Raw genomic sequence first — 24,337 nt, forward strand, 5'->3', positions numbered from 1 at the left:
AGCCTGATCCGGGCCGGCAGCAACAGCAATGGCGCGTAACTAAAGCGGCAACTCCGTCGAAAGCTTCACCTTCTGCATCGGCACATCCGTCTTGACGCTCTGTACCCCCTTGATCCGGGTCAGGTGCTCGATCTGAAAGCGCCGGTAATCATCGAGATCGCGGGCGACGATGCGCAGCAGGAAGTCGCACTCCCCGGCCATCAGGTGACATTCGACGATCTCCGGCAGCCGCTTCACCGCCTCGTTGAAATCGTCGACCGACTTGGCGTCCTGCCCCTTCAGCCATACCCGGGCAAAGACCGTGAGGCCCATGCCCACCTTGGAAGCGTCGAGCAGCGCGACGTAACGGCTGATCACCCCGGCGTCTTCCAGGAGCTTGACGCGCCTGAGGCAGGGCGAAGGCGAAAGCCCCACTTCCTTGGCAAGCTCCACGTTCTGCAGGCGGCCGTTTCGTTGCAGGGCGGCAAGAATGCGCCGATCGATTGCATCCAACTCGATTGGCATCGCGTGCCACTCATCTTTCTTCTTTGATATTCGGATGCCCAATTTTCGCAATTGGGAAGCATAAAAGCAACCCAATTGCGCGACCGCTTGGCTAGTCTCCGCCCGCATAAGGAGACACCATGAGCAGCATAGAATTGGATAGCCTCGGCGAGGTCGCAAAGCCGGTCGGGGTCAGCGAGTTTCTCCGGGGGCTGACCGCAGCCGTACCGGTCCAGATCGGGTTTGTTCCCTTCGCGCTGGTGCTCGGGGCGCAGGCTCAACAGAAGGGCCTGAGCCACGCGGAGGTTCCGCTGATGACCGGCCTCAATTTCGGCGGCGGCTCGGAATTCGCGGCCATCGATCTCTGGACCTCGCCGCCGCATATCGCGCTGATTGTCGCCATCACCTTTCTGATCAACAGCCGGCACCTGCTGATGGGCGCGGCGCTCGCGCCCTTTCTCGGTGCCTTGCCGAAGCGGAAGGTTCTGCCGGCGCTGTTCTTCATGTGCGATGAAAGCTGGGCGATGGCCCTTGCCGACGCCCGCGCCCGGTCCTCCTTCAGCATGCCCTATTTCCTCGGCGCGGGTATTGCGCTCTGGGCCTGCTGGATGACCTTCACCGCCGTCGGAGCAGCGATCGGCCCGATGATCGGCGATGTCGAGGCCTATGGCTTCGACATGGCCTTCCCTGCCGTATTCCTCGTGCTGCTGAAGGGCATGTGGACCGGGCTTCGCGCCGCCCGCCCCTGGCTCGTCAGTCTCGTGACCGCGGCCCTCGTCTACCTGCTTGTCCCCGGCGCCTGGTATGTGGCCGCCGGTGCGCTCTCCGGCCTCGTGTCCAGCTATCTCCTTGCGAAGCAGCCATGATCGACACAGTCACCCTCCTCACCATCCTACTGATGGCATCCGTCACCTACACGACCCGCGCGCTCGGCTATCTGGCGCTCCGCGGCCGCACGCTCGGCTATCGGGCAACCGCCGTGATGGAGGCGGCCCCGGGCTGCGTGCTGATTTCCGTCATCGCCCCGGACTTCGTCTCCGACAAGCCCGCCAGCCTGATCGCGCTGGTCATCACACATGTCGCCGCCACCCGGTTCTCGCTGCTCCCAACCGTGCTGATCGGCATCGCTTCGGCCGGCTTCCTCCGCCATTTTCTCGGCTGAGCGACAGGCAAATCCGTGAAACCACTTGTTAAATCCCCCCGGCTAACATGAGCGGGCCGTGAAGCCGGGGTTTTTTGCGTTGCTGAACAATGATCTCCATTCTTCCATCCGCGCAGGAGAGCAGGATCGCCGTGACGGGCTGAAACCTGGCAACCGCTTTCTGGGGCGCGTCGTCGCCTGCAACGGCGCCCGTGCCACGATCGCCGCCGTCTCCGAAGGCGGCGAGACGTCGCTGGCCGAACTCTGGTCCGTCGGCAGGCTCATCTCCATCTCCGTCGGCAGAAACCGCGTCGTGGCGCTGGTCTATTCCATGCAGACCGCCTCGGCCGAATGGGGCGAAGACAGCAACAACACCTTCCGCATCGAAGTCGAGCTGATGGGTGAGGTCCACATCGGTCCGGACGGCCGCGAAGAGTTTTCCGCCGGCATCAGCCAATATCCCTATCTTGGCGCCATCGCGCACCGCATTCGCGCGTCCGACCTGGCGCGGATCTACGATAACGGTCGCAACGATAGCTGCATCATCGGCAAGCTCACCCAGGACGAGAGCCTCGACGCGACGATCCACGTGCCCTCGATGCTAGCCAAGCACTTCGCCATTGTCGGCACGACCGGCGTCGGCAAGTCGACCGCGGTCACGCTCTTGCTCAACAAGGCGATCGCTTCCGATCCGAAGCTGCGGGTGCTGATCCTCGATCCGCACAACGAATTCGCCGCCGCCTTCCCGGAACTCGCGGTCGTCATCGATACCGATACGCTCGACCTGCCCTTCTGGTTCTTCCGCCTCGAGGAATTCGCCGAGGTGATCTTCCGCGGCCGCCCCGCGCCGCCGGACGAACTCGACATGCTGCGCGACATCATCCCAGAAGCGAAGAAGGCCTTCCGGGGTGGGGAATCGGGGCTCATGCGGCGCCAGACCGAGAAGAGCTCGATCACCGCGGATACGCCGGTGCCCTATCGCATCGCCGACCTGCTGGCGCTGATCGACGAACGCATCGGCCGGCTGGAGGGACGCAACGACAAGCCGCATTTGCGCTCACTGAAGGTCAAGATCGTCTCGGCGATCAACGACCCGCGCTACCATTTCATGTTCTCCTCGAACACGATCACCGACACGATCCAGGATACGATCGCCAAGATCTTCCGCATTCCCGGCGACGGCAAGCCCATCGCCACCTTCGAGCTTGCCGGCATCCCTTCGGAAGTCGTCAATTCCGTTGCCTCGGTGCTCTGCCGCATGGCCTTCGAAATTGGCCTGTGGAGCAATGGCGGCATCCATATGCTGGTCGTTTGCGAAGAAGCGCACCGCTATGTGCCGGCCGATACCTCGCTCGGCTTCCTGCCGACCCGCCAGGCTATCGCCCGTATCGCCAAGGAAGGCCGCAAATACGGCGTGTCGCTCGGCGTCATCACCCAGCGCCCCGGCGAACTCGACCCGACGATCCTGTCGCAGTGCTCGACGGTCTTTGCCATGCGCCTTGCCAACGACCGCGACCAGGAGATCATCCGTTCGGCCATTCCGAACTCGTCGACCTCCACCACCAGCTTCATCTCCTCGATCGGCAACGGCGAAGCGATCGCCTTCGGTGAAGCCGTCGCCGTGCCGATGCGCATGCGCTTTTCCCGCATCTCCGAAGAGCGCCTTCCGCGCGCCCACGGCATCATCGATCGCGTCGACGAGGACGCGCCACCGATCGTCGACCTGCGCTCGATCGTCAGCCGCATGCGCTCGATCAGCGGCCCCGACATTTCCGGTTTCCAGCAAAGCTACATGGCGGCGCAATCCGGCAGCGAGGAGCGCCTCTGGGACGCCGAACTCGGCGCTTCTGCGGAAGACGCCGCGCCCGATCCGGCCCCCCACGACGCGCCGCCCGAGATCGAACCCTATCGCCCGGACATGCTGCCGCGTGCGGCTCCAGCCGTTAATCCGGAACTGGAGCGCTTCAACCTGATCCGCCAGCAGCTTCTGAACGAGAAGCCCGCCGCCGAGCAGCCGGCGCCCCGCTTCGGAGCGTCGCCAACCGGACACGGTTCGTCGGCCACCGGCAGCGATCGGCCACGCGAAGGTTCGCTTCGCGAAAGCCTGCTGAAGCGTCCGCTCGGCAGCATCATCCGCAAGACCTAGCGCGAACGCCTGGCCGTTCTGGCGCGATACCTGGCAATTGAGCCGCCATTCAACGACGCGCGTCCGGTCGGACGCGCAAGCGTCGTTGTGGTACTTTGAAAGCCCGCAAGTTTTGTCCTTCGACCGGCTACGATTGAAGGCAACATGCAGTAGAATTCAGGTTTCGATTGACTCGTGATCCGAGTGCTCGCCCAAAGGGGGGCCCGCGCGGAGGAAGATCTTGCCTGAAAATGACTATGATGCGTTTGCCGCCGCCTATGATGCCGACAACGAGAACAACGCCTGGAACGCCTATTACGAGCGGCCGGCGGCCCTTGCCCTCGTCGGCGATGTCGCCGGGCTTCGGGTGCTGGACGCCGGCTGTGGTGGCGGCGCCCATGCTGCAGCACTGCTCGCGCGCGGCGCGACGCTGACGGGCATCGACAGAAGCGCCGGCCTCCTGGAGATCGCCAGCCGCCGCCTCGAAGGACGCGCACGCCTGCTGGTCGCTGACCTGAACGACCCTCTGCCCTTCGAAGACGGCGCCTTCGACGTCGTGCTTGCGTCCCTCGTCATGCACTATCTGCACGACTGGTCGCCCGCTCTCCTCGAGTTCAGGCGGGTGCTGTCGCCGGGCGGGCGCCTGGTGCTTTCGACGCATCACCCGTTCATGGATCACCAGCTCTCCGGCCACGACAACTATTTCGAGACCTACAGTTTCGACGACACATGGGAACGCGGTGGCCGGACGATCGAGATGCGCTTCTGGCACCGGCCGCTCCACGCCATGGTCGAGGCGCTCACCTCCGCAGGGTTTCGCATCGAGACGATAAGCGAACCCCAGCCCGACCCGCGCGCCCGCACCCTCTTCCCCGAGGCGTATGAGAGCCTGACGACCAGGCCGCGCTTCCTCTTCTTTTCGGCGGCGAAGGCTTGAGCCCAGCTCCTGGATTGCGGCTTGACAGGAATGGCGGGAAGACTGTCCTCGGCGCGTCCCGACAACAGCCGTCGGTCCTCAGGACCGATCCCTGGGGAACTTTTGCGCTGGACGCATCGTTGCTGAGGATGGCTCTACGGGCATCCCTTGTTTTGTTTGAATAGCGCACGCATCGATCGGAGGCTGGCATGGTCACAAGCATAACCCCTTTCTTGATGTTTCAGGATGGCATGGCCGAAGCCGCCATGGCCTTCTACGTCTCGCTGTTCCCGAACGCCGAGGTGCTGGAGATCGAGCACTATGGCCCGGGCGAGCAGGGAGCTGAAGGCAGCATCAAGGTGGCGCTCTTCCGGCTCGGCGCGCAACGGGTCAAGTGCATCGACAGCCCGGTCAAGCACGCCTTCGAATTCACCCCGTCCTTCTCATTCTTCGTCGAATGCCAGAGCGAGGACGAGATCATCACGCTCGCGACCATGCTGGCCGAGGGCGGCGCCATACTGATGCCGCTCGACAATTACGGCTTCAGCCAGCGCTTCACCTGGATCAACGATCGTTTCGGCGTGTCCTGGCAACTGAACCTCGCCGACTGATCGACCGGAGCGGGATGCGGGCGGAAAGCCGCGCACAGTTTTCCTCGTCCCGCTCAGAGCACTTCGTCGGCGCTCTCGATGCGCCGCCAGCTCTCGTCGAGCTGGTTGCGGAACCAGGTCATCTGGCGCTTGGCATATTGCCGCGTGGCCGCGGCACCCATCTCGATCACATCGGCCTCGTCGAGCTCGCCCTTCAGAAGTGCCGCGATCTGGCTGACGCCGATCGCCTTCATCACGGGCATTTCCGGCGGCAGGTCGAGCGCAAGCAGTGCCCGCACCTCTTCGATCGCGCCGCCGGCCAGCATCAATGCGAAGCGGCGATTGATGCGGTCGTGCAGAAGCTTGCGTTCCGGCAGCACCACGTATTTTGCCGCCCGGTCCGGATCGACGATGACGGGGCCGTTCTGCTTCTGGAAGAACCGGATCGGCTTGCCGGTCGCTTCCACCACTTCGAGCGCCCGGACGATCCGCTGGCCGTCACCGACGTTCAGCGTCGCCGCCGTTTCCGGATCCCTTGCCTCCAGGTCGCGGTGAAGTGCCTCCGGCCCTTCCGCCTTCAGCCGTTCGCGCAGCCGCTCGCGGATCGCGTCCGGGATTTCGGGCATGTCGGAGAGGCCGCCGGTCAGCGCCTTGAAATAGAGCCCGGTCCCGCCGACGAAGACCGGCAGCCGGCCTTCCTGGCGGAGCCTTTCGACCAGCGCCTGCGCCTCGCGTGCCCAAGCGCCGGTGGAATAGGCTGATGCCGCCGGCACATGGCCGTAGAGACAGTGCTCTGTGCCGCCCATGTCGGCCTCGTCCGGCCGCGCCGTCAGCAGCCGCAGCGTATCATAGACCTGCATGCTGTCGGCATTGACGACCACGCCGCCATGCCGGCGCGCCAGTTCGACAGCAAGCGCAGACTTGCCGCTGGCGGTCGGCCCGGTTATCAGGATCGCGTCGCTCTCGGTTTCAAGGTTATTGTCCATGGCTCTCGTTGCCACGCTTATCGCCAATCCGTCAAATCCTGTTCTGACGCCAGCACTGGCGGAAGCCGCCGCCGATGCCGTCAAGGCATCCGGCCTCTACTGGCTGGCCGATGGCGTCGCCTGCGATATCGCGCTCACCGATGGCACCGACACGGGCGCCGCGGAAGCCCTGCTGCGCGGTGTGATCGGCAGCGCCCCGGTCGATGTCGCCGTGCAGGACGCCGAGAGCCGTCGCAAGAAGCTTTTGATCGCCGACATGGATTCGACCATGATCGGCCAGGAATGCATCGACGAACTCGCCGCCGAAGTCGGCCTCAAGGACAAGGTGGCTGCGATCACCGCCCGCGCCATGAACGGCGAGATCGCCTTCGAGCCGGCGCTGATCGAGCGCGTCTCGCTCTTGAAGGGCCTGCCGCTCAGCGTCGTCGACGAGGTGATTGCCAGGCGCATCACGCTGACGCCGGGTGGAAAACAACTGATCGCGACGATGAAGAGCAAGGGCCACTATACCGCGCTCGTCTCCGGCGGCTTCACCGTCTTTACCGGACCGATCGCCGAAATGCTCGGCTTCGATGAGAACCGCGCCAACACGCTGATCGCCGAAGCGGGCGTGCTCACCGGCGAGGTCGCCAATCCGATCCTCGGCAAGCAGGCCAAGGTCGATGCTCTCATCGATATTGCCGACCGCCTCCGCATCTCGACAGACGATGCCCTTGCCGTCGGCGACGGCGCCAACGATCTCGGCATGATCCAGCTTGCCGGCACGGGCGTTGCGCTGCACGCCAAGCCCGTGGTCGCCGAGCAGGCGAAGGTGCGCATCGACCACGGCGACTTGACCGCTCTTCTCTATCTGCAGGGCTATCGCAAGACGGACTTCGTCGGATGATCATCTCCGAGACCGAGCGGCTGCGAATCCGGACCTGGAAGGAAAGCGATCGCGATCTCTTCTTCGCGATCAACAGCGACCCCAGGGTCATGGAGTTCTTTCCCTTCCGCCGCAGCCGTGCGGAAGCCGACGCATTGTTCGACCGCGTCGGCCGCGGCATCGTCGAGACCGGCTTCGGCTTCTTCGCCGTGGCCTTGGAGGCCGACGACCGGCCGATCGGCTTCTGCGGTCTGGCGCTGACGGACCTGGAACCGCACCTGCCCAACGGAACGGTCGAGATCGGCTGGCGACTGGCGCCGCCCTATTGGGGCAAGGGCTATGTCACGGAAGCGGCATCCGCCCTGCTGCGCTACGGCTTCGAGGAAAAAGGGCTCGACGAAGTTGTCTCCTTCGCCGTCGCCGCCAACACCCGCTCGACGGCGGTGATGCAACGGATCGGCATGCACCGCGACGCCAGCCGTGATTTCGACCACCCCCGCGTCTCGGCCGACTACCCGACGCTGGTGCGGCATGTGCTCTACGCGATCAGCGCCGCCGATTGGCGGGCGAAGGCCGAGAAATAGTCGGCCATAGCCCCTCACCGTCCTGCCGGACATCTCTCCCCACAAGCGGGACGAGAGACGCCAGTCGCAACGTGGTGCCCTATTCAACGTTGATAAGCGCCGTGCACTCACGCCATGGGTCCTTCTCCCCTCCTGCGGGGAGAAGGTTCCGGCAGGCGGATGAGGGGCAAACCCTCGCCACGGGATGAGGGACAACTCCGTGGCCGGGCATCGCCACGTCAGAAGGCGCCTCCAGTTGTCATGCAACGATCCGGCAGGCTCCGCGCCCTCGGCACGTGGTGGCGTGCTGGCCCCTAGGCGCACTCTCCCCGCCCGAGGGGAGAGACGTGCGGCAGGACAGCGAAGGGAAAATCACAACGCCTCCACCGCACCTCACCTTTCCTGCCCCGCCCCCGGGTAGCTCCGCTCGAGCCAGTCAACAAAAGCCTTCGCCGCATCCGAAAGCGCATCGAAGCGCCGCGCCACGATGAAGAACGCGCCATAGGGCACGGAAATTTCGAAGGGCTGGATCAGCCGCCCGGCATCGATGTCATCGCGTGCATGGTCGCGGTCGATCAGGCCAATGCCGCTGCCCCTGAGCGTCGCCTGCAGCACCATCGAGCCATCGGCGAAGATGGCACCACGATCCAGCTGCACAGGCGCGGTACCGGCGGCCGCAAACCACTGCGCCCAGAGCTGTCGGTTATCCTCATGCAAGAGCGCGTGCTGCAGCAGGTCCTCGGGTCGATCGAGCGTCCGCCCGGCACTGGCGAGCGCCGGCGCCATCACCGGCACCATCTCGACCTTGGCGAGCAGGCGCGTCTCCACCCGCGGCCATGAGCGGGCGGCCAGGCTGTGGCGGATGGCGATATCGGCGTCACCGCTGCGAAACTCGGCCAGCCGAGGGTCCGCGTCGATCACCAGATCGATATCCGGATGCTGCTCCTGAAAGTCCTGCAGATGCGGCACCAGCCAACACCCGGCAAGGGACGGTTCGGCGCTGACCTTCAGCGTCTGCGACAGCCGCCGCCCGGAGAGCGCGTCGAGGCTCTCGCCCACCATATCGAAGGCCGCCGTCAACGTGCCGAGCAGCGCACGGCCGTCCGTCGTCAGCCGAACGCTGCGGTGGCGCCGCTCGAACAGCGGCCGGCCGATCAGCTCCTCGAGTTCGCGCACCTGCCGGCTGATCGCGGCCTGCGAGACGAAAAGCTCGGCAGCAGCCAGCGTGAAGCTCTCCAGCCGCCCGGCCGCCTCGAAACTCCGCAACGCCGTCAGAGGCAACCGTCCGCGCTTCATGCATAACCTCAAGTTATCCGAAGGCGACAGTAAACTCGTTTGAGGGCCGCGGGCAAGTGCGGTGAAATACTGAGGCATTCCGCCCTCGCATGAACCCAACGGTGGCGGAGAAGGTGCTTTAAAATCACACCGCCAGAGCGTCCCGCGTGCGTTCGTCCGAGCGCATGACGCTCGCCCCACGAACGGAGGTCTGGCCATGCTTGCTATCATCGAGATCCTGCTCGAAGCCCTGCGGCTGATGACCTTCCAGCCGGCACGAAAGTCCCGTTCATCCGCCCCCACAGCAGTCGGCGACGACCGCTGAGAACTACCACGCTTTGCTCGCCACGCGGTGCCCGTAGCCGCCCCTCGCCCTCGCCCTCACCCCGCAAGTGGGGAGAGGAAACGCGCTCCGCCGCAGGCGCTCGGCTGGCGGCACAGCCCGAGAAGTCACAGAGGGGCATATGGAGGCGCCGGGATGGGATCGCCGCAATGTTGCGAGCGGACGCGGCATGCCCCTTCTCCCCGCCTGCGGGCAGAAGGTCGCGGCAGCGGGATGAGGGGCAGGCGCTTGCCTGCTCACGTTGGCAACAGACTATCAGCCGAGCGCACGCTTGAATCAAAACCTCAAGAAGCGGATTCTGCCTGCCAGCCCACTGCCCGACACCCTTGAAAAGACTCGCTCAATTGCCTTCGGCTGAAACAACGTCGCGGCATCGATCCGATGCCGCGACCGCAAAACCCGCAAAGGCGCAACGCGCCCTACTCTACCCGCACCGTGACGAAGCGCAGTTCGCCGGTCTTGTTGGAGAGCATCAGGAGCGCGTTGTGCCGACCGTCCGACTTCAGCTCCTCGACACGATCGGCAACGTCACCGGGCGTGTCCATCGCCTCCTGGCCGACTTCGACGATCACGTCACCCGGCTCGACACGGCGTTCCGCAGCGGCAGAATTCGGCGAGACCTCGGTGATCACAACGCCGTCCACGTCGTCGGCAATGCCGTACTTCTTGCGCGTCTCTTCGTTGAGCGTCGCAAGCTTCATGCCGAGCACGACATCGGTCGCGGGCAGCGGCGCGGCTTCGGGCTTGTCCGGCTTCTGCGTCTCGTCATTGGATGTCGCCGCCGGTGCGCTGGCGACATCGGCGCCATCTTCGAGGCGGCCGAGCGTCACCTTGACCGTCTGCTCCTTGCCATCGCGGACCACCACCACGTCGACCGCCTTGCCGACGGGGCTTTCGGCAACGGCGCGCGGCAGGTCACGCATCTCGGTGACGTCGCGGCCGTCGAACTTGACGATGACGTCACCCGCCTTGATCTCGCCGTTCGCGATCGGTCCGCCCTCGATGATGCCGGAGACGAGCGCACCGTGCGGCGTCGCCATCTTCAGGCTTTCGGCGATATCGTCGGTCACCGGCTGGATACGCACGCCAAGCCAGCCGCGCCGGGTCTCGCCGAAATCCTTGAGCTGCAGCACGACATTGGCGGCAAGCTCCGTCGGAACCGAGAAGCCGATGCCGATCGAGCCGCCGGAGGGCGAGATGATCGCCGTATTGATGCCGATCACTTCACCGGCCATGTTGAAGAGCGGTCCGCCGGAATTGCCGCGGTTGATCGCCGCGTCGGTCTGGATGAAATTGTCATAGGGGCCGGCATTGATGTTGCGGCCACGTGCCGAAATGATGCCGACGGAAACCGAGCCGCCGAGGCCGAAGGGATTGCCGATCGCCATCACCCAGTCGCCGATGCGCATCTTGCGGGAATCGCCGAAAGGCACGGCTTTCAGCGGCGCCTTCGGCTCCACCTTCAGGACCGCGAGATCGGTCTTGGTGTCCTTGCCGACCAGCTTGGCCTTCAGCTTGCTGCCATTGGCGAAGTTGATCTCGATGTCGTCGGCGCCTTCGATCACGTGGTTGTTGGTGACGATGAAGCCTGAGGGGTCGATGACGAAGCCGGAGCCGAGCGAATCGACCGTGCGTTGGCGGCTGCCGCCCTGGCCACCCTGCCCTTTGAAGAATTCGTCGAAATAGGGCTGGTAGGGCGAGCCCTCCGGCACCTGCGGCGCCGGCGCATTGTCGTCGTTCTTGACCTTCTGCGAGGTCGCGATGTTGACAACGGCGTCCAACAGTCCGGCCGCGAGATCGGCAACGGAAGCAGGGCCGTTGGTCGGCGGGCGGATGGCCGTGTTCTGGGCGAGCGCCGTGGAGCTAAAGGCCAGCGCGCTTGCGAGCGCCAGAACGCCCAAGGCGGTGCCAAGCGAGTGCGCTCGGGATTTCGTTCGCGTGGACAAGTCGCTTAAGCTCCTCTGGCTTTTCGATGGTCGGCCACTTCCTTAGGCCTCCCACCTCTCCTGCCTATGCGCCGAGGCGTCATAGTACTTTGATTCTTCGCATAATTTCGCGTCGACCGGAACCGGCAACAGCGCTTATGCAGTCAGAACCGTCACCGCAATCCGCAAACCGCGTGGCTTGCGATTTTCACCTGAAGATAAGGCGGAATTCGGAAGCGTCCACACACGATTTCCTGATCCCCGCGCAGATGACTGCTGGAGGTCAAGAGGTCCCGGCTGCGCGTTCTTGGAAGGAGGCGCGACGTGTCAGGTCGTCAGGTCGTGCCCGTGGTCTTTCAGAGCCTGCACCGCCTTGTCGAGATCGGAACCGGCGACGAAGATATAGTCGGTGCTGAAGGTCGAATTGGCGAAGACGCCCACGCCGGCGGCCGAAAGCGGCCGGAGCACGGACGAGAGCACGCCCGGCACGTCAAAGGCAAAGTGCTGCTCGACGCGGAAGCAGCGCCAGCCGAGCGAGCTCTGGACGCTGGAAGGCACGCGGGCAGCCCGGCAGACCAGCGTCATCTCCTCGCGGGAGCTCGACACGGTCCAGAAGCCTGGCCCTGGCAACCATTCCGGTATGCTGGAACCGATATTGAGGCGGGTGATGGCGTATTCGGCATCGACCAGCCGGATCAGCAGTTTATGTGGCATTTCGCATTATCCTCGAAGCAACCATACAAGTCCGACCCCGGCAGCCACGGAAACGAGCCCCGCCAGTCGAAGCTGATGTTCGGGGACATACGGCAAACGCTTCGCCATTTCCACCAAAACCAAAGGGGCCAGTGCGTACACCAGCCCCTCGATGATCAGGAAGAAAGCGATTCCCGTCAGGAAATCCGACATCGCTCGCCTAGTTCCCGGTGGTTGGCTGCGGCGCCGGACCAGCCGGTGCAGTACCTTCGGAATCGTTGAAGTAACGGAAGAATTCCGAATGGGGCGAAAGCACCAGCGTCGTATCCGGGCTCGCGATCGACTGAGTATAGGCCGTCATCGAGCGGTAGAATTCGAAGAACTTCGGATCGCGCGCAAAGGCGTCGGCAAAGGTCTTCGTCCGTTCGGCTTCGCCCTCACCGCGCAGGATTTCCGAATCGCGCTGGGCGTCGGCGACGATCTCGACGACCTGACGGTCGGCGATGGCGCGACGGCGCTGGCCCTCTTCGTTACCGCGAGCGCGGATCAGTTCGGCTTCTGCCAGACGCTCGGCCTTCATGCGGTCGTAGGTCTGCTGCGAGACTTCCTGCGTCAGGTCGGTGCGGCGGATGCGGACATCCTCGATGTTGAGGCCGAGCGACTCGGCATCGCCTTTGAGGTCGGCGCGAACTTCACGCATCATCGATGCGCGCTCGTCCGAAAGCGCTGCCTCGAAACCACGCAGACCGTAGACGCGACGCAGCGAAGCGTCGAGACGGGTCCTCAGCCGCGACTCCGCAGCATCGCGATCGCCCGATACGGTTTCACGGAAGCGGCGGGGATCGGCGATCTTGTAGACGACGAAGGCATCGACTTCATAGAACTTGCCGCCCGAAACCTGGACGCGGATGTTGTCGAGGTCGAAGCGCAGCGCCTGGTCTTCGACATACTGGACACGGTCGGCGTCCATGAAGGCGAAGGGCAGCTTGAAGTAGAGACCCGGCTGGCTCTTGACGTCCTTGATCTGACCGAAGCGCACGACGATCGCCTGCTGGCGTTCGTTGACGACGAAGACCGAGGAATAGATGCCGACGAAGACGACGGCGAGCAGGATCAGGATGACGGAGGTACGATTGTTGATCACTGGCCTGCTCCCGATGCTGCTGCTGCTCCCGACTGGAGAGGCCTGCCGATTTCATTCAGCGGCAGATAGGGCAGAACGCCCTGCCCGTTCTTCTCGTCGAGGATCACCTTCTTCGACTTGCCGAGAACGCCCTGCATCGTTTCGAGATAGAGGCGCTTGCGGGTCACTTCCGGCGCCTTGGAATATTCGTCGTAAACCGAGATGAAGCGCTGCGCTTCACCCTGTGCTTCCTTGACGACGCGGTCCTTGTAGGCAGCCGCTTCTTCGCGGATCTGCGCACCCTGACCGCGGGCCTTACCGAGCACCTGGTTGGCATACTGGTTGGCTTCTTCGACGAAGCGGTCTTCGTCCTGTTCGGCACGCTGCACTTCGTCGAACGCATCGGCCACTTCGCGCGGCGGTGCTGCGTCTTCGATCGCGACCGTGTTGACGGAAACGCCGGCACCGTAGGTGTCCATCGTCGCCTGGATCGTGCTCTTCACGTCGGCAGCGATCGCCTGACGATTGTCACGGAAGATGTCCTGTGCCGGACGGCGGCCGACCACTTCGCGCATGGCGCTTTCCGAAACCTGCTGCAGCGTGTCGGACGGATTCTCGACGTTGAACAGATAGGCCTTGGGATCGGTGACCGAGTAGAGCACCGAAAACTGCACGTTGACGATGTTCTGGTCGCCGGTCAGCATCAGGCCGGAATTCGCCTGGCCGCTGGCGCGCCCACCGATATTCTGCTGCTGCTCCGTGATCTTGACGAATTCGACGGTCTCGAACGGCCAGAAATGATAATGCAGGCCGGGCATCGAGATCTCGTCCTTCGGCTTGCCGAAGCGCATTTCGACGCCACGCTCGTCCGGCTGGACGGTGTAGATCGAGTTGATCAGGATGAAGCCGACGATCAGCAGACCGACAATGGCGAAGACGCCGCCGTTGAAACCGCCGGGAACGACGTTCTTAAGCTGGTCCTGCCCACGGCGAATGATCTCTTCCAGATCCGGCGGGCCGCCCTTGCCGCCACGCGGCCGGTTTGGCCCCTGGCCCCAGGGCCCCCCCTGATTGCCGCCGCCACCGCCGCCCCATGGGCCGCCGCCGCCATTCTGATTGCTCCAGGGCATCAAAACCTCTCTATTGAAACTTCCCACGCCAAACAGCCGCGCCACCGCACGGTCGTTTATGATGTGAAACCGTTATAGGTATCACCTGCACCGCTTTCAACGCGGTAGGCCCGAGTTCACCGTAAATGGTTCAAAATAGTTGACGATCCGCCGCGTCAGGCTGTCGCACGCCGCCGCCAGGTGACGAAATGCATGGCGTGGCTGTCCTTTTCGCCCTGCGGCAGATCCTCTTCGAACACCTTCTCGAAGACTTGCGGGTCGATATCGGGGAAGCGCGTGTCACCATCGACCTCAGCCTGGACCTCGGTCACGTGCAGAATGTCGGCCAGCGCGATCGACTGGCGGTAGATCTCGCCGCCGCCGATGACGCAGATCTCGTCGGCGCCCGCTGCCGCCGCCTCGCGGTTCGCCAGCGCGATCGCCGCATCGAGCGACGGCACGACCTCCGCGCCCTCAGCGGCAAATTCCGCATTGCGGGTGATGACGATATTGGCGCGCCCGGGCAGCGGACGGCCGAGCGAAGCCCAGGTCTTGCGCCCCATGATCACCGGCTTGCCGATCGTCAGCGCCTTGAAACGCTTGAGATCGGTCGATAGCCGCCACGGCAGATCGCCGTCACGGCCGATGACGCCGTTGGCCGCGACTGCGACGACAATCGACATCTTCGGATGGGTACTCTTCGTCTCGGTCATGGAAGCCTTTTCAGTCGTGGAAACCTTGCGGTTTGCTGTCGATTTCCCTTGCCCGGTCATGGGCCGGCCGGTCCGTCACCACGCGGATGTAGCGATCGACCACCGAGCTCTCCGGCAGGATCTTGCGCATCCATTGCAGCGCGCTGGCAAGCAGCAGGTCAGCCGCGCAGATCGTCTCGCCGAGCAGATAGGTCTGGCGGGTGAGCACGCGGATCACATGCTCGCACATTTCGCTATAAAGCTGCGCCTGCGCCGGATTGTTGATAGTGGCGCCGGAGATATGGGCGAACGCCGTCGGCTCGATCACCCCAGCATAATAGGCAAGCCAGGAGAGATAGGCGCCGCGCTCCTTATGGCCTGGAGGGCGACCGAGGCTGCAATCGGGATGGAGATCGGTGAGATACTGCACGACCGCCACCGTTTCCCAGATCACCGCGCCATTGTGCAGCAGCGCCGGCACCTGCTTGTGCGGATGCGGGTTGTCGTCGTCGGGGGCGCCTGAGCCGTCCCGGCGGCGGATCGAGACATAACGGATCTCGTATTCGGCGCCCAACTCCTCAAGCAGCCAGACGATGCGAGACGACCGCGACAGGGGCGCATGGATCAATGTGAGCATCATACCTCCCTAGTGGACCAGCCCTCCCCGGTCCCTGCCCGTTGCAACCCTGGCCGGCAGCCTTGCGGCCGCGCCAGCAAAACCCCGGCGACGGCATCTTTCGGCAGGCGATACCCGCCGCGCCCGCGTCCCTAGACGGCGATCGGCGCCTTGATCGTTGAATCAGCTTCGTAGCCAACGAGCGTAAAGTCTTCGAAGCGGAAAGAAAACAGGTCCTTCACGTCAGGATTGATTTCCATCCGCGGTAGCGCCTTCGGCGTGCGGGTCAGCTGCAGCCGAGCCTGGTCGAAATGATTGTGATAGATATGCGCGTCGCCGAGCGTGTGGACGAAATCACCGAGCTTGAGGCCGGCCACCTGCGCCACCATCATCGTCAAAAGCGCGTAGGAGGCGATGTTGAAGGGCACGCCGAGAAAGATATCGGCGGAGCGCTGGTAAAGCTGGCAGGAGAGCTTGCCGTCCGCCACGTAGAACTGAAACAGGCAGTGGCACGGCGGCAGGGCCATCTCGTCGACCAGCGCCGGGTTCCAGGCCGAAACGATGTGACGGCGCGAATTCGGGTTGGTCTTGAGGCTTTCGACGAGCCCGGCGATCTGGTCGATATGGCGTCCGTCCGGCGCCGGCCAGGAGCGCCACTGGTAGCCGTAGACCGGGCCGAGGTCACCATTCTCGTCGGCCCACTCGTCCCAGATGGTGACGCCGTTTTCCTTGAGGTAGCGGATATTGGTATCGCCCTTCAGGAACCACAGCAGCTCATGGATGATCGAGCGCAGGTGCAGCTTCTTCGTCGTCAGCACCGGGAAGCCCTCGGAGAGATCGAAGCGCATCTGGTGGCCGAAGACCGAGCGCGTGCCCGTTCCCGTCCGGTCGCCCCGGTCGGTTCCGTTGGTCATCACATGGTCGAGAAGGTCGAGATATTGCTGCATGGTCTGGCGCCGCCGATTCGTAATGCCCCAAATTTAGGACGAAGCCGGCGGCGAACCAATGACCTCCGGGTGATTATCCCGGATAATTCGGTGCAACTACAGCGCCTGCAGCTTCCCGAGGTTCTTGGCCACCAAGTAGTAGAAGGTGACGCGCGACTTGGAGCGATCGGCCGACATCGCCTTGACGGTCGCTGCGATTGCCGTATCGGCATCGGCGCCACTGATGCCGAGCTTCTTTTCGCACCATTTCTCCTTGACCCGGTCGAGCTCCGTCGGATCCGTCGCCGAAACGAGCGAGGAGTCGCGGTTGCGAAGGGCAATGCCAAGGTGACGCACGATCTTGTTCACGATCGCTTCGTCGGCGCCGCTGTCGTATTTCTGCACATCTGCGAGGTAGTCCGTCATGAGGCCTCCAGCTTGCTTTGCTTTTCGAAATTGCGGGCCGCAGGTAGCGGCCGCGTGGCAGCAGCGGGAGTTTTTCATGGATGTCGGGCAAGTCAAGGCAGTTCGACACCCGCACGGTGCGGGACAAAGTCATATATCCGCCACATCCCCCTTTTCTTGGGCCCCGGAAAGACCTATATGAACCGTGCCGTCTTCGGGCGGCTATGGCAATAAACGGGCGATGAAATAAACCCATTGGACCCGGGGGCGGTACCCGGCGCCTCCACCAAAAACCGATCATTCGCCGATCGGCTTTTGATGGGGGCGAAATAGGATCGACAAGGGCGTAAAGATCGACTTTTTGCTCGGCATTGTACCACCGTCATCGGGCTAAACTTATAGTTGCAAACGACAACTATGCTGAAGCACGTCTCGCTGCCTAACGGCGGTGCGACACTTCAAATCAAGTCCTTCCGGGTAGCACCGTAAGGCGGGGTCCGAAGGCACCTGGCAACAGAAGCCTTCACCTTCTCCCCCGCCTCGAAATGGTCTATAGATGCTCAAATAATTGACTCGTCCCCTGTGGACGGGCAATGAAAAGTCGACGGCAGGGTAGCCGGCAGCAAAGCAGTAAGATTGAGTTCGAGGAAAGACGGGACACTCATGGGCCAGGACCACATCCGCTACGACATTCTGGCACAGGACGCGCTCCGCAGCGTCATCCGGAAGGTCCTGACCGAGGTCGCGACGACCGGCCACCTGCCCGGCGAGCACCACTTCTTCATCACCTTCCTGACCGGCGCGCCGGGCGTGCGTATCTCGCAGCACCTGAAAGCCAAATATCCCGAGCAGATGACCATCGTCGTCCAGCACCAGTTCTGGGAACTGAAGGTGACTGACGTCGGCTTCGAGATCGGCCTGTCCTTCTCCGACACGCCGGAACGCCTGGTTATCCCATTCAACGCCATCCGCGGTTTCTACGATCCCTCGGTGAATTTCGAGCTGGAATTCGATGTCGCCGCCGGCGAGGAAGAGGAAGTGGAATCGGCCGAAATCACCGCTTATCCGGTTCCGGAAGAAAACGGCGAAGCCTCGGCCAAGGACGACAAGCCGACCGAACCGAAGAACGGTGGCGGCTCCGTCGTTTCGCTCGATTCCTTCCGCAAGAAGAACTGATCACAACCGGCTGCATGCCTCCTCTCGTCGCAGCCGACGGGGGAGCGGGATCATGCGGCCACGCGCAGTGCTACAGCGACCGAGTGCGTTGAAGACGCGTAAGCGCTGAAGGAGCATCGGATCATGACCGGCGACGTCGTCAATCTGCGCCAGTTCCGCAAGCGCCGCGAGCGCACGGACAAGGAAAAGCAGGCCGAACAGAACCGCATCTCCTTCGGCCGCACCAAGGCTGAAAAATCCCTGACGAAGGCGCTGAACGACAAGGCGGAGGACCGCCTCGACCAGGGCCGCCTCGAACGGCCCGCCAAGGACGAAGGCGGCGACAGCAAGGACTGAGCCGCCCTCCCCGTACAAAATCGATTCCGGAGCAAAGACTTGCGACCGCTTTCCGAATCGAATTGCCAGGAAGTTGAATCGATCTCGCAGCGCCGCTGCGCGCGATTTTCTGTCGGCATCCCGCTCCAGATTATTACAATCGATCGCACTTTATGGGCGCCCCGTCCCAAAGTCATTTTGATCCAGAGACCGGACAATGATCCGTAAGCATTCCGCAACGCTCCACGGCCACCGCACCAGCTTCTCGCTCGAGGACGCATTCTGGCAGGAACTGAAGGCAATCGCCGAGATGAGGGCGATGCCGCTTGCGCAGCTTATCGCCGAGATCGACGACCAACGCACACCCGACAGCAATCTCTCCTCGGCGCTGCGTGTCTACGTGCTCGAGTGGCTGAAATCGCCCCGGGCGTCTCCCGGCGAGGCGTGACGCCGCCGCCGTACGGCAACAGGTCCCGACATAAGGAAAGCCCGGCCGCAGGGCAGCCGGGCTTTCACGCGCAACGCAAAGCATTCGTTGATGCCTGGCGACACAACACCCTCAGAGCGTCGCCCCGCGCTGCCCCCAGCCGCCTGATTGTTTTTTGTTATCTGACCAGACGGATTGCACCCGGATTGTTGATGGTGTTGTTCGCAAGCGCTGCCTTGCAATCCAGCTTGAAGCTGCTGTTGCCGATCATGGTGATCTCCTGCGCGACGATGCGCACGCATTCGCCGCCGGTGGTACCACTGCCGGCATACTGGATCTCACGCGATGCCGGCATGTAGATGATGCCCGCAAGCGACGAGGCGCTGTTGCCGTTGATCGTCGCCGTCGCCGTATTGTTCCTGGCGGCAACGATCGAGAAGCCTGCCCAGTCCCCAGTCTGGGATGGCGTGATCTTGAAGGTCGAGCCGCCGTGAATGTCGAGCTGGGCACCGTTCATCAGGAAGAATGTAACGCCCTCACCCGTCAGCACCGACTGACTGGCGAGTTTCAGGGTACCGCCATCGATGATGTAGGAACCCGGCCGCAGCAGCACCTTGCCCTTGATCTCCAAGCCGCCGTAGGTGCCGGGCTTCAGCTCGACAGTGTAATTGGCGGGTGCGTTGTTCGGCGTCTTGCTCGTGCCGTTGCAATTGCCGTTGCCGCCACCGCCGGCGACGAAATTCTGCCCGCACCCCGCAAGGTTCACCCAGCTGCCCGTCGTCGGCATTTTCTTGGACGAGAACGGGTCCGGGATCGGCGGAACGTCTTCCACCGCCTTGTCGCAGGCGAGCTGGAGATGGGCAAGCGTCGCCGACACCTTGCCGGTCGCATACAGACACTCGGCCTTCAAGGTCGCAGATCCGCTGAGATAGATCGACTGTGCATCGTTCGAGTCCGACGTGATCGTACAGCCGGACGTATCGACGGTGGCGCTGCCGCTCACTTCGAACGCCCGGCTTGCGGTCGGATGAAGCGTGAGAATGCACGCTTCCCGCCCCGGCATGCGCGCAGCGACGCTGACGCGATCGATCGTATAGGGCTGAAGACCGAAGAAGAGCGGCGCGTATTTGAGCTGATAGGTCGCCGTTGCGGTGCTCTCCATGCCGAGTGCGCCGAAAGCGACCTTGATTGCCTGGGTCGCCACCGGCGCCGAGCTCCCCGACCCGAGCTCTTCGACGGTGTCCGGCACCCCGAAATTGGCGAAGAAAGTGTTGTTCGCGAGGTCCTTCGCCGCGGCCGCATCCCCGCCTTCGCCATAGGACTTGACCGCGGAAAATGCAGCAGCATCGAGTGCATCCTGCATCTTGGCGGACTCGAGATTGATCCGGGCGAGATTGATGGCGATGGAGGCTCCCGTAAGCAACGGCACCATCACCAGAGCTGTCAGGACGGCAAAATTGCCGGTTTCATCCTTAAGGATGCGGATGAGATTGTTCTTCAGATTGCTGCGCATCTTGCTTCGTTGCCCCTCAACAGATCACGACGACTTCGGAGCCACACGGCTCCAAAGCAAAAGGCGTCATCGATTCCAATGAGTTGGAGCGAAATGCGACCAGCTGGCCGCGTCCCTCCCTGCGCTCCAAAACAGATTGCTAATTTAGTGATCAATCGTGGAGAAATGACTTCAGAAATTGCTAAACTTTTTCTGAACCCGCGCTGCGAGAGCGTTAATCCCCAGCGAAATCCGGCACTATTGCCGATACCCCAAAATTGGCGCACTTCCAGTCATGTGGGGGCCCGCCACTTACGCGGATTGTGCAGGCGCGGCTGTTGTACGGACTCAACGCGCGGAAGGCGGTTGCGGGGCGCGCCGATCTGTTACGATCCGAGCGTCGGTTATTGCACCCGGACGTCCGGCAACACATCGAAATCGAGCTTCTGGCTGGGGGCACGCCCGGTGCTGCCACCCTGGGCGTCGTCCGCCCCGCTCGGCGGCAGGACCGGCTGCTGTTCCTGACCGGCACCACGCACGCTTGCCGGCCCCTGTTGTGCCCGGCGCGCAGCCTCGGCCTGCCGTTCGGCTTCGGCCTTGCGCTCGGCCTCGGCGCGCGCTTCCAATTCGGCCTTGACCCGAGCCGCTTCCGCAGCCCCCGCGACGCGCCGGCGTTCTTCGGCAACGGCACGCCGCCGTTCGATTTCCCGCGCTTCTGCCTTCGCCTTGTAAAGCGCCACTTCGCGGCGCAGCCGCTGCTTCTCCAATACGTTTGCCTGCAGGATCTCGACCCGCCGACGCTCGCGCTCAAAAGCGCGCAGCGACAGGAAATTGGCGAGATCAGCAACGTCGAGGCTGACGCCCGGCGCCTCCAGCAAGCCGGCATAGCCAATCCGCACACGCGGTTCGGTACCGGAAAGCGCTTCCTCTCCGGGGCGGAAGGTGAGGTCGATGCCGCCATCGATCCGGCCGGCCGCAAGATCGAGGGCGGCAGCGCCCATCAAGGCGGCATTGCCGTCGCCAGCAGTCACGTTCTGCGCCCGCAGCACGCCGCCGGCAACGCTGAACGGAGCCTTGACGACGCCGACAACCGATTGACCCGAGAAAACCGCCGCCTCCGCCACGCCGCGGATGCTATCGGCCGAGATCTGCGTCTTCTGGCCATCGGCCGCAGCAATCAGTTGGGGCAGAGCCGCACTGTTGATGCCGTTCAGGGTCATGCCGTTGAAGGTCGCGGTGCCGGAACCGCTTGCCGAATGAGCCATCGCCTCCGGTGTCGCGCCGGATGCTTCGAGCGCGACGGAGAGATCGAAAGTTCCGGTCGCCACCGGTGCGCCGGCATGGGTCCACCCCGCCTGGGTCAGATCGCCACCCTTCACGTCCAGGCGTGAGCGCAGGAAGCCGGAGCCGTTGGCGTTCCCGACCTGCACTCGGCCCGCAAGCTTGCCGCCCAGCCAATCGCCGGTGGCGTCCGTCAGGGAAAGCTCGTCACCCTTCCATTCCATCTTGCCGGCAAAGCTCGTAACCGCGCCATAGACGCCCGGCCAGAACTTTCCGGCCTGCACGTCGAGCGCGACGTTGAGGCCCGTCCAGGCCGGCTGCGCCAGAGCGCTCTTCGAAAACGCGCCGTTCGCATCCTCGACCGGACCCAAGATCGCCTCGCCCAGCCAGGCAAGATCGAGCGTATCGACGGTGAGCTGACCGCTGGCGGCACCGGGCGCCTTGCGGTCGACCGTCAGCGTGCCGGTAAAGCTGTTGTTGTCCGCCTTGCCCTCGACCGTTGTCAGGGCGATCGCCTCCGGGCTTGCGGCAACATCGGCCGAAATCGTCAGCGGCAGGCCGCTCCCCATCTGCGGCAGTGCCACCCCCTGCAGGAGCAGATAGGGTTCCAAATCCTGGGTCTGGAGCGTGACCTTTGCCTGCCCTTCGAGGAAGTGATCGCGCGAAAGATCGACATTGCCCTTGGCGGCGAGCGACGACTTCTCGGTCGTGAACGTCACCGTACCGTTCGCCTTCGAGCCCTCAGTGCTCTGCAGCTTGACCGAGAGAATGCCGTTGGCATCAGCATCGAAGGGCAAGGGATCGAAACCGGTCTGCCCGAGAAGCAGGCGGGTTTCGGGGTTTTCGAGCGTCGCTTCGAGCAGTATGGCCTTGCCGGTCATCGCCTGCACCATGTCCGGCGCCTGATAGCTGGCGGCGATCTTGGTACCGTTCGCCGTGCCGAAAATCCCGAAAGTCGCCGGCGCATTGCCTTCCTTGTTGCCGGCCGTCAGCGTCACGTCGAAAGCCGTGTCGCTGTAATAGGGGCCAGCCTTGATCAGCTGCCGAAGGGCCGGATGGTTGACCGCGTGCCGTCCGATCATTTCCAGGAACGGCGTCAGGTTCTTGGCGGCAAGTTTCATCTTGGCCGAGACGACGGGTTTTTCCAGATCGCCGCTTGCACGGCCGGAAAAGGCGAGCTGGGCGCCGGCAAGCGAGCCGATCGCCACACGCTCGGCCTGGAGCTGGCCATTCTTCAGCGTCAGCACCGCCTGTACGTCCTGCGCCTCTTCACCGAAGGCGGAGAACTCGTCAGCCGAAAGGTCGGCGGCGATGGCGTGCTGCAGCAGCGTGTCGGTGGAAGCGTCGCCCGCCACCAGTCCGGTCAGCGCCTGAAGCGCCTCGAAATCGATGCGGTTGCCCTTGAGCTGCAGCGAGAGGTTCGGTTGCTGCTCGGCAAAGGACTGCCGCTCCAGCCGGCCCTTGAGGCTCGCCTCGCCCGCAGCCAATTCGAGGTTCTCGAACTGTTGCAGCGTATCGGTCAGGTTCACCGTGGCAGAAAATCCGGCAGTCTTCAGTTTGCGGATCGCCGGGTCGACCGAGCCCGCCAGCCAGTTCGCCAGACCTGACGGCTGGTTGGAGGCGAGCAGCAGGTCGCCGCGGAAACTTCGCTGCCCCTTGAGGTTCAGCCGCCCCTTGGCTTCGAGCTGGGTGCGCCCCGGCAGCAGCGCCACGACATTGTCGATCACCCAGCCGGCGCCGTCGGGTTGCACGTCGATGCGCACGTCACGCACCGTCGTGTCGCCGACGACGATCGCCGGCAGCTTCAGGCTCGCGCGGCCCGGCACCTGCGGAATGGGAATGTCGGCGGCAATGGCGAGCATCGCCTCCAGCCGCTGGCGCATGGAAATCGCCGGGTCGCGGCCGGTCTTGGTATTGCGGTTGGGGCCGATGCGGCTGACGTCGATCTGCTGGCCGTCGGCGATCAGCAGGAATTTCTGGTCCTTGCCGGTATCGAGCGTCGCCTCGCCGGTCACCACATAGGGGTCTTCCGACGAGCCTACCTCGAAACGATAGTCCGGAACGCGGATGCTTTCGTTGGTAAGCTGGAAATCACCATTGATGCGCAACGGCGCCCGCGCGTCATCCTTCTCCTCGCCCTGCCGGTTTTCGGTCAGGGTGAAGCGGCCGCTATAGACCGGCTTGAAGTCGACGATCTTCAACGCACCATCGGTTTCGACGCCGAAGGGGCGCTTGTCGGGCGTTACCCGTGCCTTGAGGCTCAACGCACCGGCTGCGTCCACCTCGTTGCTGGTAAAGGAGAAGCTGCCGGCTTCGCCGTCGAGCGCCGCGCGCCCCTCCACTTTCCAAGGGCCGGCAAGTGTACGGGCCGATACGTCGGCAGCAAGCCCGCTTACGCGGCGGGTGCGGCCGGTCTGCTCGTCGATGAATTCGATCTGGCCATTGGTGATCTCGACGTTTTCAAGCACGACGGTCTTGGCCGGGATCGAGGTGCGGCGACCGCGCGCCCAGTCGAGCGTCCCGTCCGGCAACAGCCGTACCTTGGCCTTGGGCCGGTCGAGCCGCATGTCGAAGATCAGCGCTTCGCCACTGAGGAACGGCGCCAGTTCCGCGCTCATCGAAAACTGCGCCACCTGGATCAGCGGCTCGCCGTCTTCGCTGCCGACGCGCACGTCGTTGAGCGTCACGGTCGGGAACGGGATCAGCCGCGCATCGACGCTGCCATGAACGACGACCGGCTTGCCCATGATGCGGCTGGCTTCGCGTTCGAATTCCTTGCGAAAGTCGGTCCAGTCAATGAACCACGGGGCGATCAGCGCCGCAAAAAGCGCAACGACCACAAGTCCACCGACAGCAAGCAAAATTCGCGA

The 24,337-nt window shown here is 63.6% G+C and carries 24 protein-coding genes and 1 other RNA gene; 11 read left to right on the forward strand and 14 right to left on the reverse strand.

Annotated elements, in window-relative coordinates; translation table 11 throughout:
* Positions 1–39: 39 nt before the first annotated feature.
* Positions 40–504, reverse strand: a complete 465-nt coding sequence (locus tag AB4Z53_RS06720; RefSeq protein WP_113536076.1) for an Lrp/AsnC family transcriptional regulator — start codon at positions 502–504, stop codon at positions 40–42.
* A 119-nt stretch (positions 505–623) separates the two neighbouring features.
* Between AB4Z53_RS06720 and AB4Z53_RS06725 the strand changes: the two genes are divergently transcribed.
* The 5 genes from AB4Z53_RS06725 to AB4Z53_RS06745 all read left to right on the forward strand — a co-directional run bounded on the left by AB4Z53_RS06725 (position 624) and on the right by AB4Z53_RS06745 (position 5,276).
* Complete coding sequence (locus tag AB4Z53_RS06725; protein ID WP_441595350.1) at positions 624–1,349, forward strand: AzlC family ABC transporter permease; 726 nt, start codon at positions 624–626, stop codon at positions 1,347–1,349.
* A complete protein-coding gene (locus AB4Z53_RS06730; protein ID WP_441595351.1) occupies positions 1,346–1,645 on the forward strand; it encodes an AzlD family protein in 300 nt (99 codons plus the stop codon). Before AB4Z53_RS06725 ends, AB4Z53_RS06730 begins: the two co-directional genes overlap by 4 nt.
* 79 nt (positions 1,646–1,724) lie before the next feature.
* A complete protein-coding gene (locus tag AB4Z53_RS06735) occupies positions 1,725–3,770 on the forward strand; it encodes an ATP-binding protein (protein WP_441595500.1) in 2,046 nt (681 codons plus the stop codon).
* 220 nt (positions 3,771–3,990) lie between these two features.
* Positions 3,991–4,686, forward strand: a complete 696-nt coding sequence (locus AB4Z53_RS06740; protein ID WP_441595352.1) for a class I SAM-dependent methyltransferase — start codon at positions 3,991–3,993, stop codon at positions 4,684–4,686.
* A 188-nt stretch (positions 4,687–4,874) separates the two neighbouring features.
* Positions 4,875–5,276, forward strand: coding sequence for a VOC family protein (locus AB4Z53_RS06745; protein ID WP_223724892.1), 402 nt, complete (start codon positions 4,875–4,877; stop codon positions 5,274–5,276).
* 53 nt (positions 5,277–5,329) lie between these two features.
* Here AB4Z53_RS06745 and miaA read toward each other — a convergent pair whose 3' ends face one another.
* Positions 5,330–6,241 carry a tRNA (adenosine(37)-N6)-dimethylallyltransferase MiaA gene (gene miaA / locus AB4Z53_RS06750; RefSeq protein WP_441595353.1) on the reverse strand — a complete coding sequence of 304 codons (912 nt, stop codon included), beginning with the start codon at positions 6,239–6,241 and terminating at the stop codon, positions 5,330–5,332.
* On the opposite strand from miaA, the gene serB reads away from it, so the two are divergent.
* Positions 6,240–7,127 (forward strand): phosphoserine phosphatase SerB, encoded by an 888-nt coding sequence (gene serB / locus AB4Z53_RS06755; RefSeq protein ID WP_441595354.1) that lies wholly within the window; start codon positions 6,240–6,242, stop codon positions 7,125–7,127. The genes miaA and serB overlap by 2 nt on opposite strands.
* Positions 7,124–7,690 (forward strand): GNAT family N-acetyltransferase, encoded by a 567-nt coding sequence (locus AB4Z53_RS06760; protein WP_441595355.1) that lies wholly within the window; start codon positions 7,124–7,126, stop codon positions 7,688–7,690. The genes serB and AB4Z53_RS06760 overlap by 4 nt, the downstream gene beginning before the upstream one ends.
* Positions 7,691–8,062: 372 nt before the next feature.
* Here the strand turns inward: AB4Z53_RS06760 and AB4Z53_RS06765 are convergent, their stop codons facing one another.
* The 10 genes from AB4Z53_RS06765 to AB4Z53_RS06810 form a co-directional block, all read right to left on the reverse strand.
* Positions 8,063–8,965 (reverse strand): LysR substrate-binding domain-containing protein, encoded by a 903-nt coding sequence (locus tag AB4Z53_RS06765; RefSeq protein ID WP_223724896.1) that lies wholly within the window; start codon positions 8,963–8,965, stop codon positions 8,063–8,065.
* A gap of 741 nt (positions 8,966–9,706) precedes the next feature.
* Positions 9,707–11,233: a DegQ family serine endoprotease gene (locus AB4Z53_RS06770; protein WP_441595356.1), complete on the reverse strand. Its 1,527-nt coding sequence runs from the start codon at positions 11,231–11,233 to the stop codon at positions 9,707–9,709.
* Between the two features lie 306 nt (positions 11,234–11,539).
* Positions 11,540–11,926, reverse strand: a complete 387-nt coding sequence (locus AB4Z53_RS06775) for an ACT domain-containing protein (RefSeq protein ID WP_223724897.1) — start codon at positions 11,924–11,926, stop codon at positions 11,540–11,542.
* Positions 11,927–11,932: 6 nt separating this feature from the next.
* The gene (locus AB4Z53_RS06780; RefSeq protein ID WP_113536087.1) at positions 11,933–12,118 is read right to left on the reverse strand and encodes a DUF2065 domain-containing protein; all 186 of its coding nucleotides are present in this window, start codon (positions 12,116–12,118) and stop codon (positions 11,933–11,935) included.
* 7 nt (positions 12,119–12,125) lie between these two features.
* Positions 12,126–13,049 (reverse strand): protease modulator HflC, encoded by a 924-nt coding sequence (gene hflC, locus AB4Z53_RS06785; RefSeq protein WP_223724898.1) that lies wholly within the window; start codon positions 13,047–13,049, stop codon positions 12,126–12,128.
* The gene (gene hflK / locus AB4Z53_RS06790) at positions 13,046–14,158 is read right to left on the reverse strand and encodes an FtsH protease activity modulator HflK (protein ID WP_113536089.1); all 1,113 of its coding nucleotides are present in this window, start codon (positions 14,156–14,158) and stop codon (positions 13,046–13,048) included. The genes hflC and hflK overlap by 4 nt, the downstream gene beginning before the upstream one ends.
* 155 nt (positions 14,159–14,313) lie before the next feature.
* Positions 14,314–14,850, reverse strand: coding sequence for a dihydrofolate reductase (locus AB4Z53_RS06795; RefSeq protein WP_441595357.1), 537 nt, complete (start codon positions 14,848–14,850; stop codon positions 14,314–14,316).
* Positions 14,851–14,860: 10 nt separating this feature from the next.
* Positions 14,861–15,466, reverse strand: coding sequence for a glutathione S-transferase family protein (locus AB4Z53_RS06800; RefSeq protein ID WP_441595358.1), 606 nt, complete (start codon positions 15,464–15,466; stop codon positions 14,861–14,863).
* 131 nt (positions 15,467–15,597) lie between these two features.
* Positions 15,598–16,392 (reverse strand): thymidylate synthase, encoded by a 795-nt coding sequence (locus tag AB4Z53_RS06805; RefSeq protein ID WP_113536091.1) that lies wholly within the window; start codon positions 16,390–16,392, stop codon positions 15,598–15,600.
* Positions 16,393–16,488: 96 nt separating this feature from the next.
* Positions 16,489–16,797, reverse strand: coding sequence for a DUF2853 family protein (locus AB4Z53_RS06810; RefSeq protein ID WP_113536092.1), 309 nt, complete (start codon positions 16,795–16,797; stop codon positions 16,489–16,491).
* Between the two features lie 147 nt (positions 16,798–16,944).
* Here AB4Z53_RS06810 and ssrA point away from each other — a divergent pair.
* From ssrA to AB4Z53_RS06830, 4 genes are all read left to right on the forward strand, one after another.
* Positions 16,945–17,304, forward strand: a transfer-messenger RNA (tmRNA) gene (gene ssrA, locus AB4Z53_RS06815).
* 135 nt (positions 17,305–17,439) lie between these two features.
* Entirely contained in the window at positions 17,440–17,952 is a 513-nt protein-coding gene (locus AB4Z53_RS06820) for an SspB family protein (protein ID WP_113536093.1), read from the forward strand.
* A 123-nt stretch (positions 17,953–18,075) separates the two neighbouring features.
* Entirely contained in the window at positions 18,076–18,288 is a 213-nt protein-coding gene (locus AB4Z53_RS06825) for a DUF4169 family protein (RefSeq protein WP_223724905.1), read from the forward strand.
* Between the two features lie 196 nt (positions 18,289–18,484).
* Positions 18,485–18,715 carry a ribbon-helix-helix domain-containing protein gene (locus AB4Z53_RS06830; protein ID WP_291159376.1) on the forward strand — a complete coding sequence of 77 codons (231 nt, stop codon included), beginning with the start codon at positions 18,485–18,487 and terminating at the stop codon, positions 18,713–18,715.
* Positions 18,716–18,872: 157 nt separating this feature from the next.
* Here AB4Z53_RS06830 and AB4Z53_RS06835 read toward each other — a convergent pair whose 3' ends face one another.
* Complete coding sequence (locus AB4Z53_RS06835; RefSeq protein WP_441595359.1) at positions 18,873–20,207, reverse strand: TadE/TadG family type IV pilus assembly protein; 1,335 nt, start codon at positions 20,205–20,207, stop codon at positions 18,873–18,875.
* Between the two features lie 383 nt (positions 20,208–20,590).
* On the reverse strand, positions 20,591–24,307 hold the full coding sequence (locus AB4Z53_RS06840; protein ID WP_441595501.1) for an AsmA family protein: 3,717 nt from the start codon (positions 24,305–24,307) through the stop codon (positions 20,591–20,593).
* Between the last annotated feature and the right edge of the window lie 30 nt (positions 24,308–24,337).

The sequence above is a fragment of the Ensifer sp. 2TAB8 genome (assembly GCF_052115125.1).
Taxonomy (GTDB): domain Bacteria; phylum Pseudomonadota; class Alphaproteobacteria; order Rhizobiales; family Rhizobiaceae; genus Ensifer.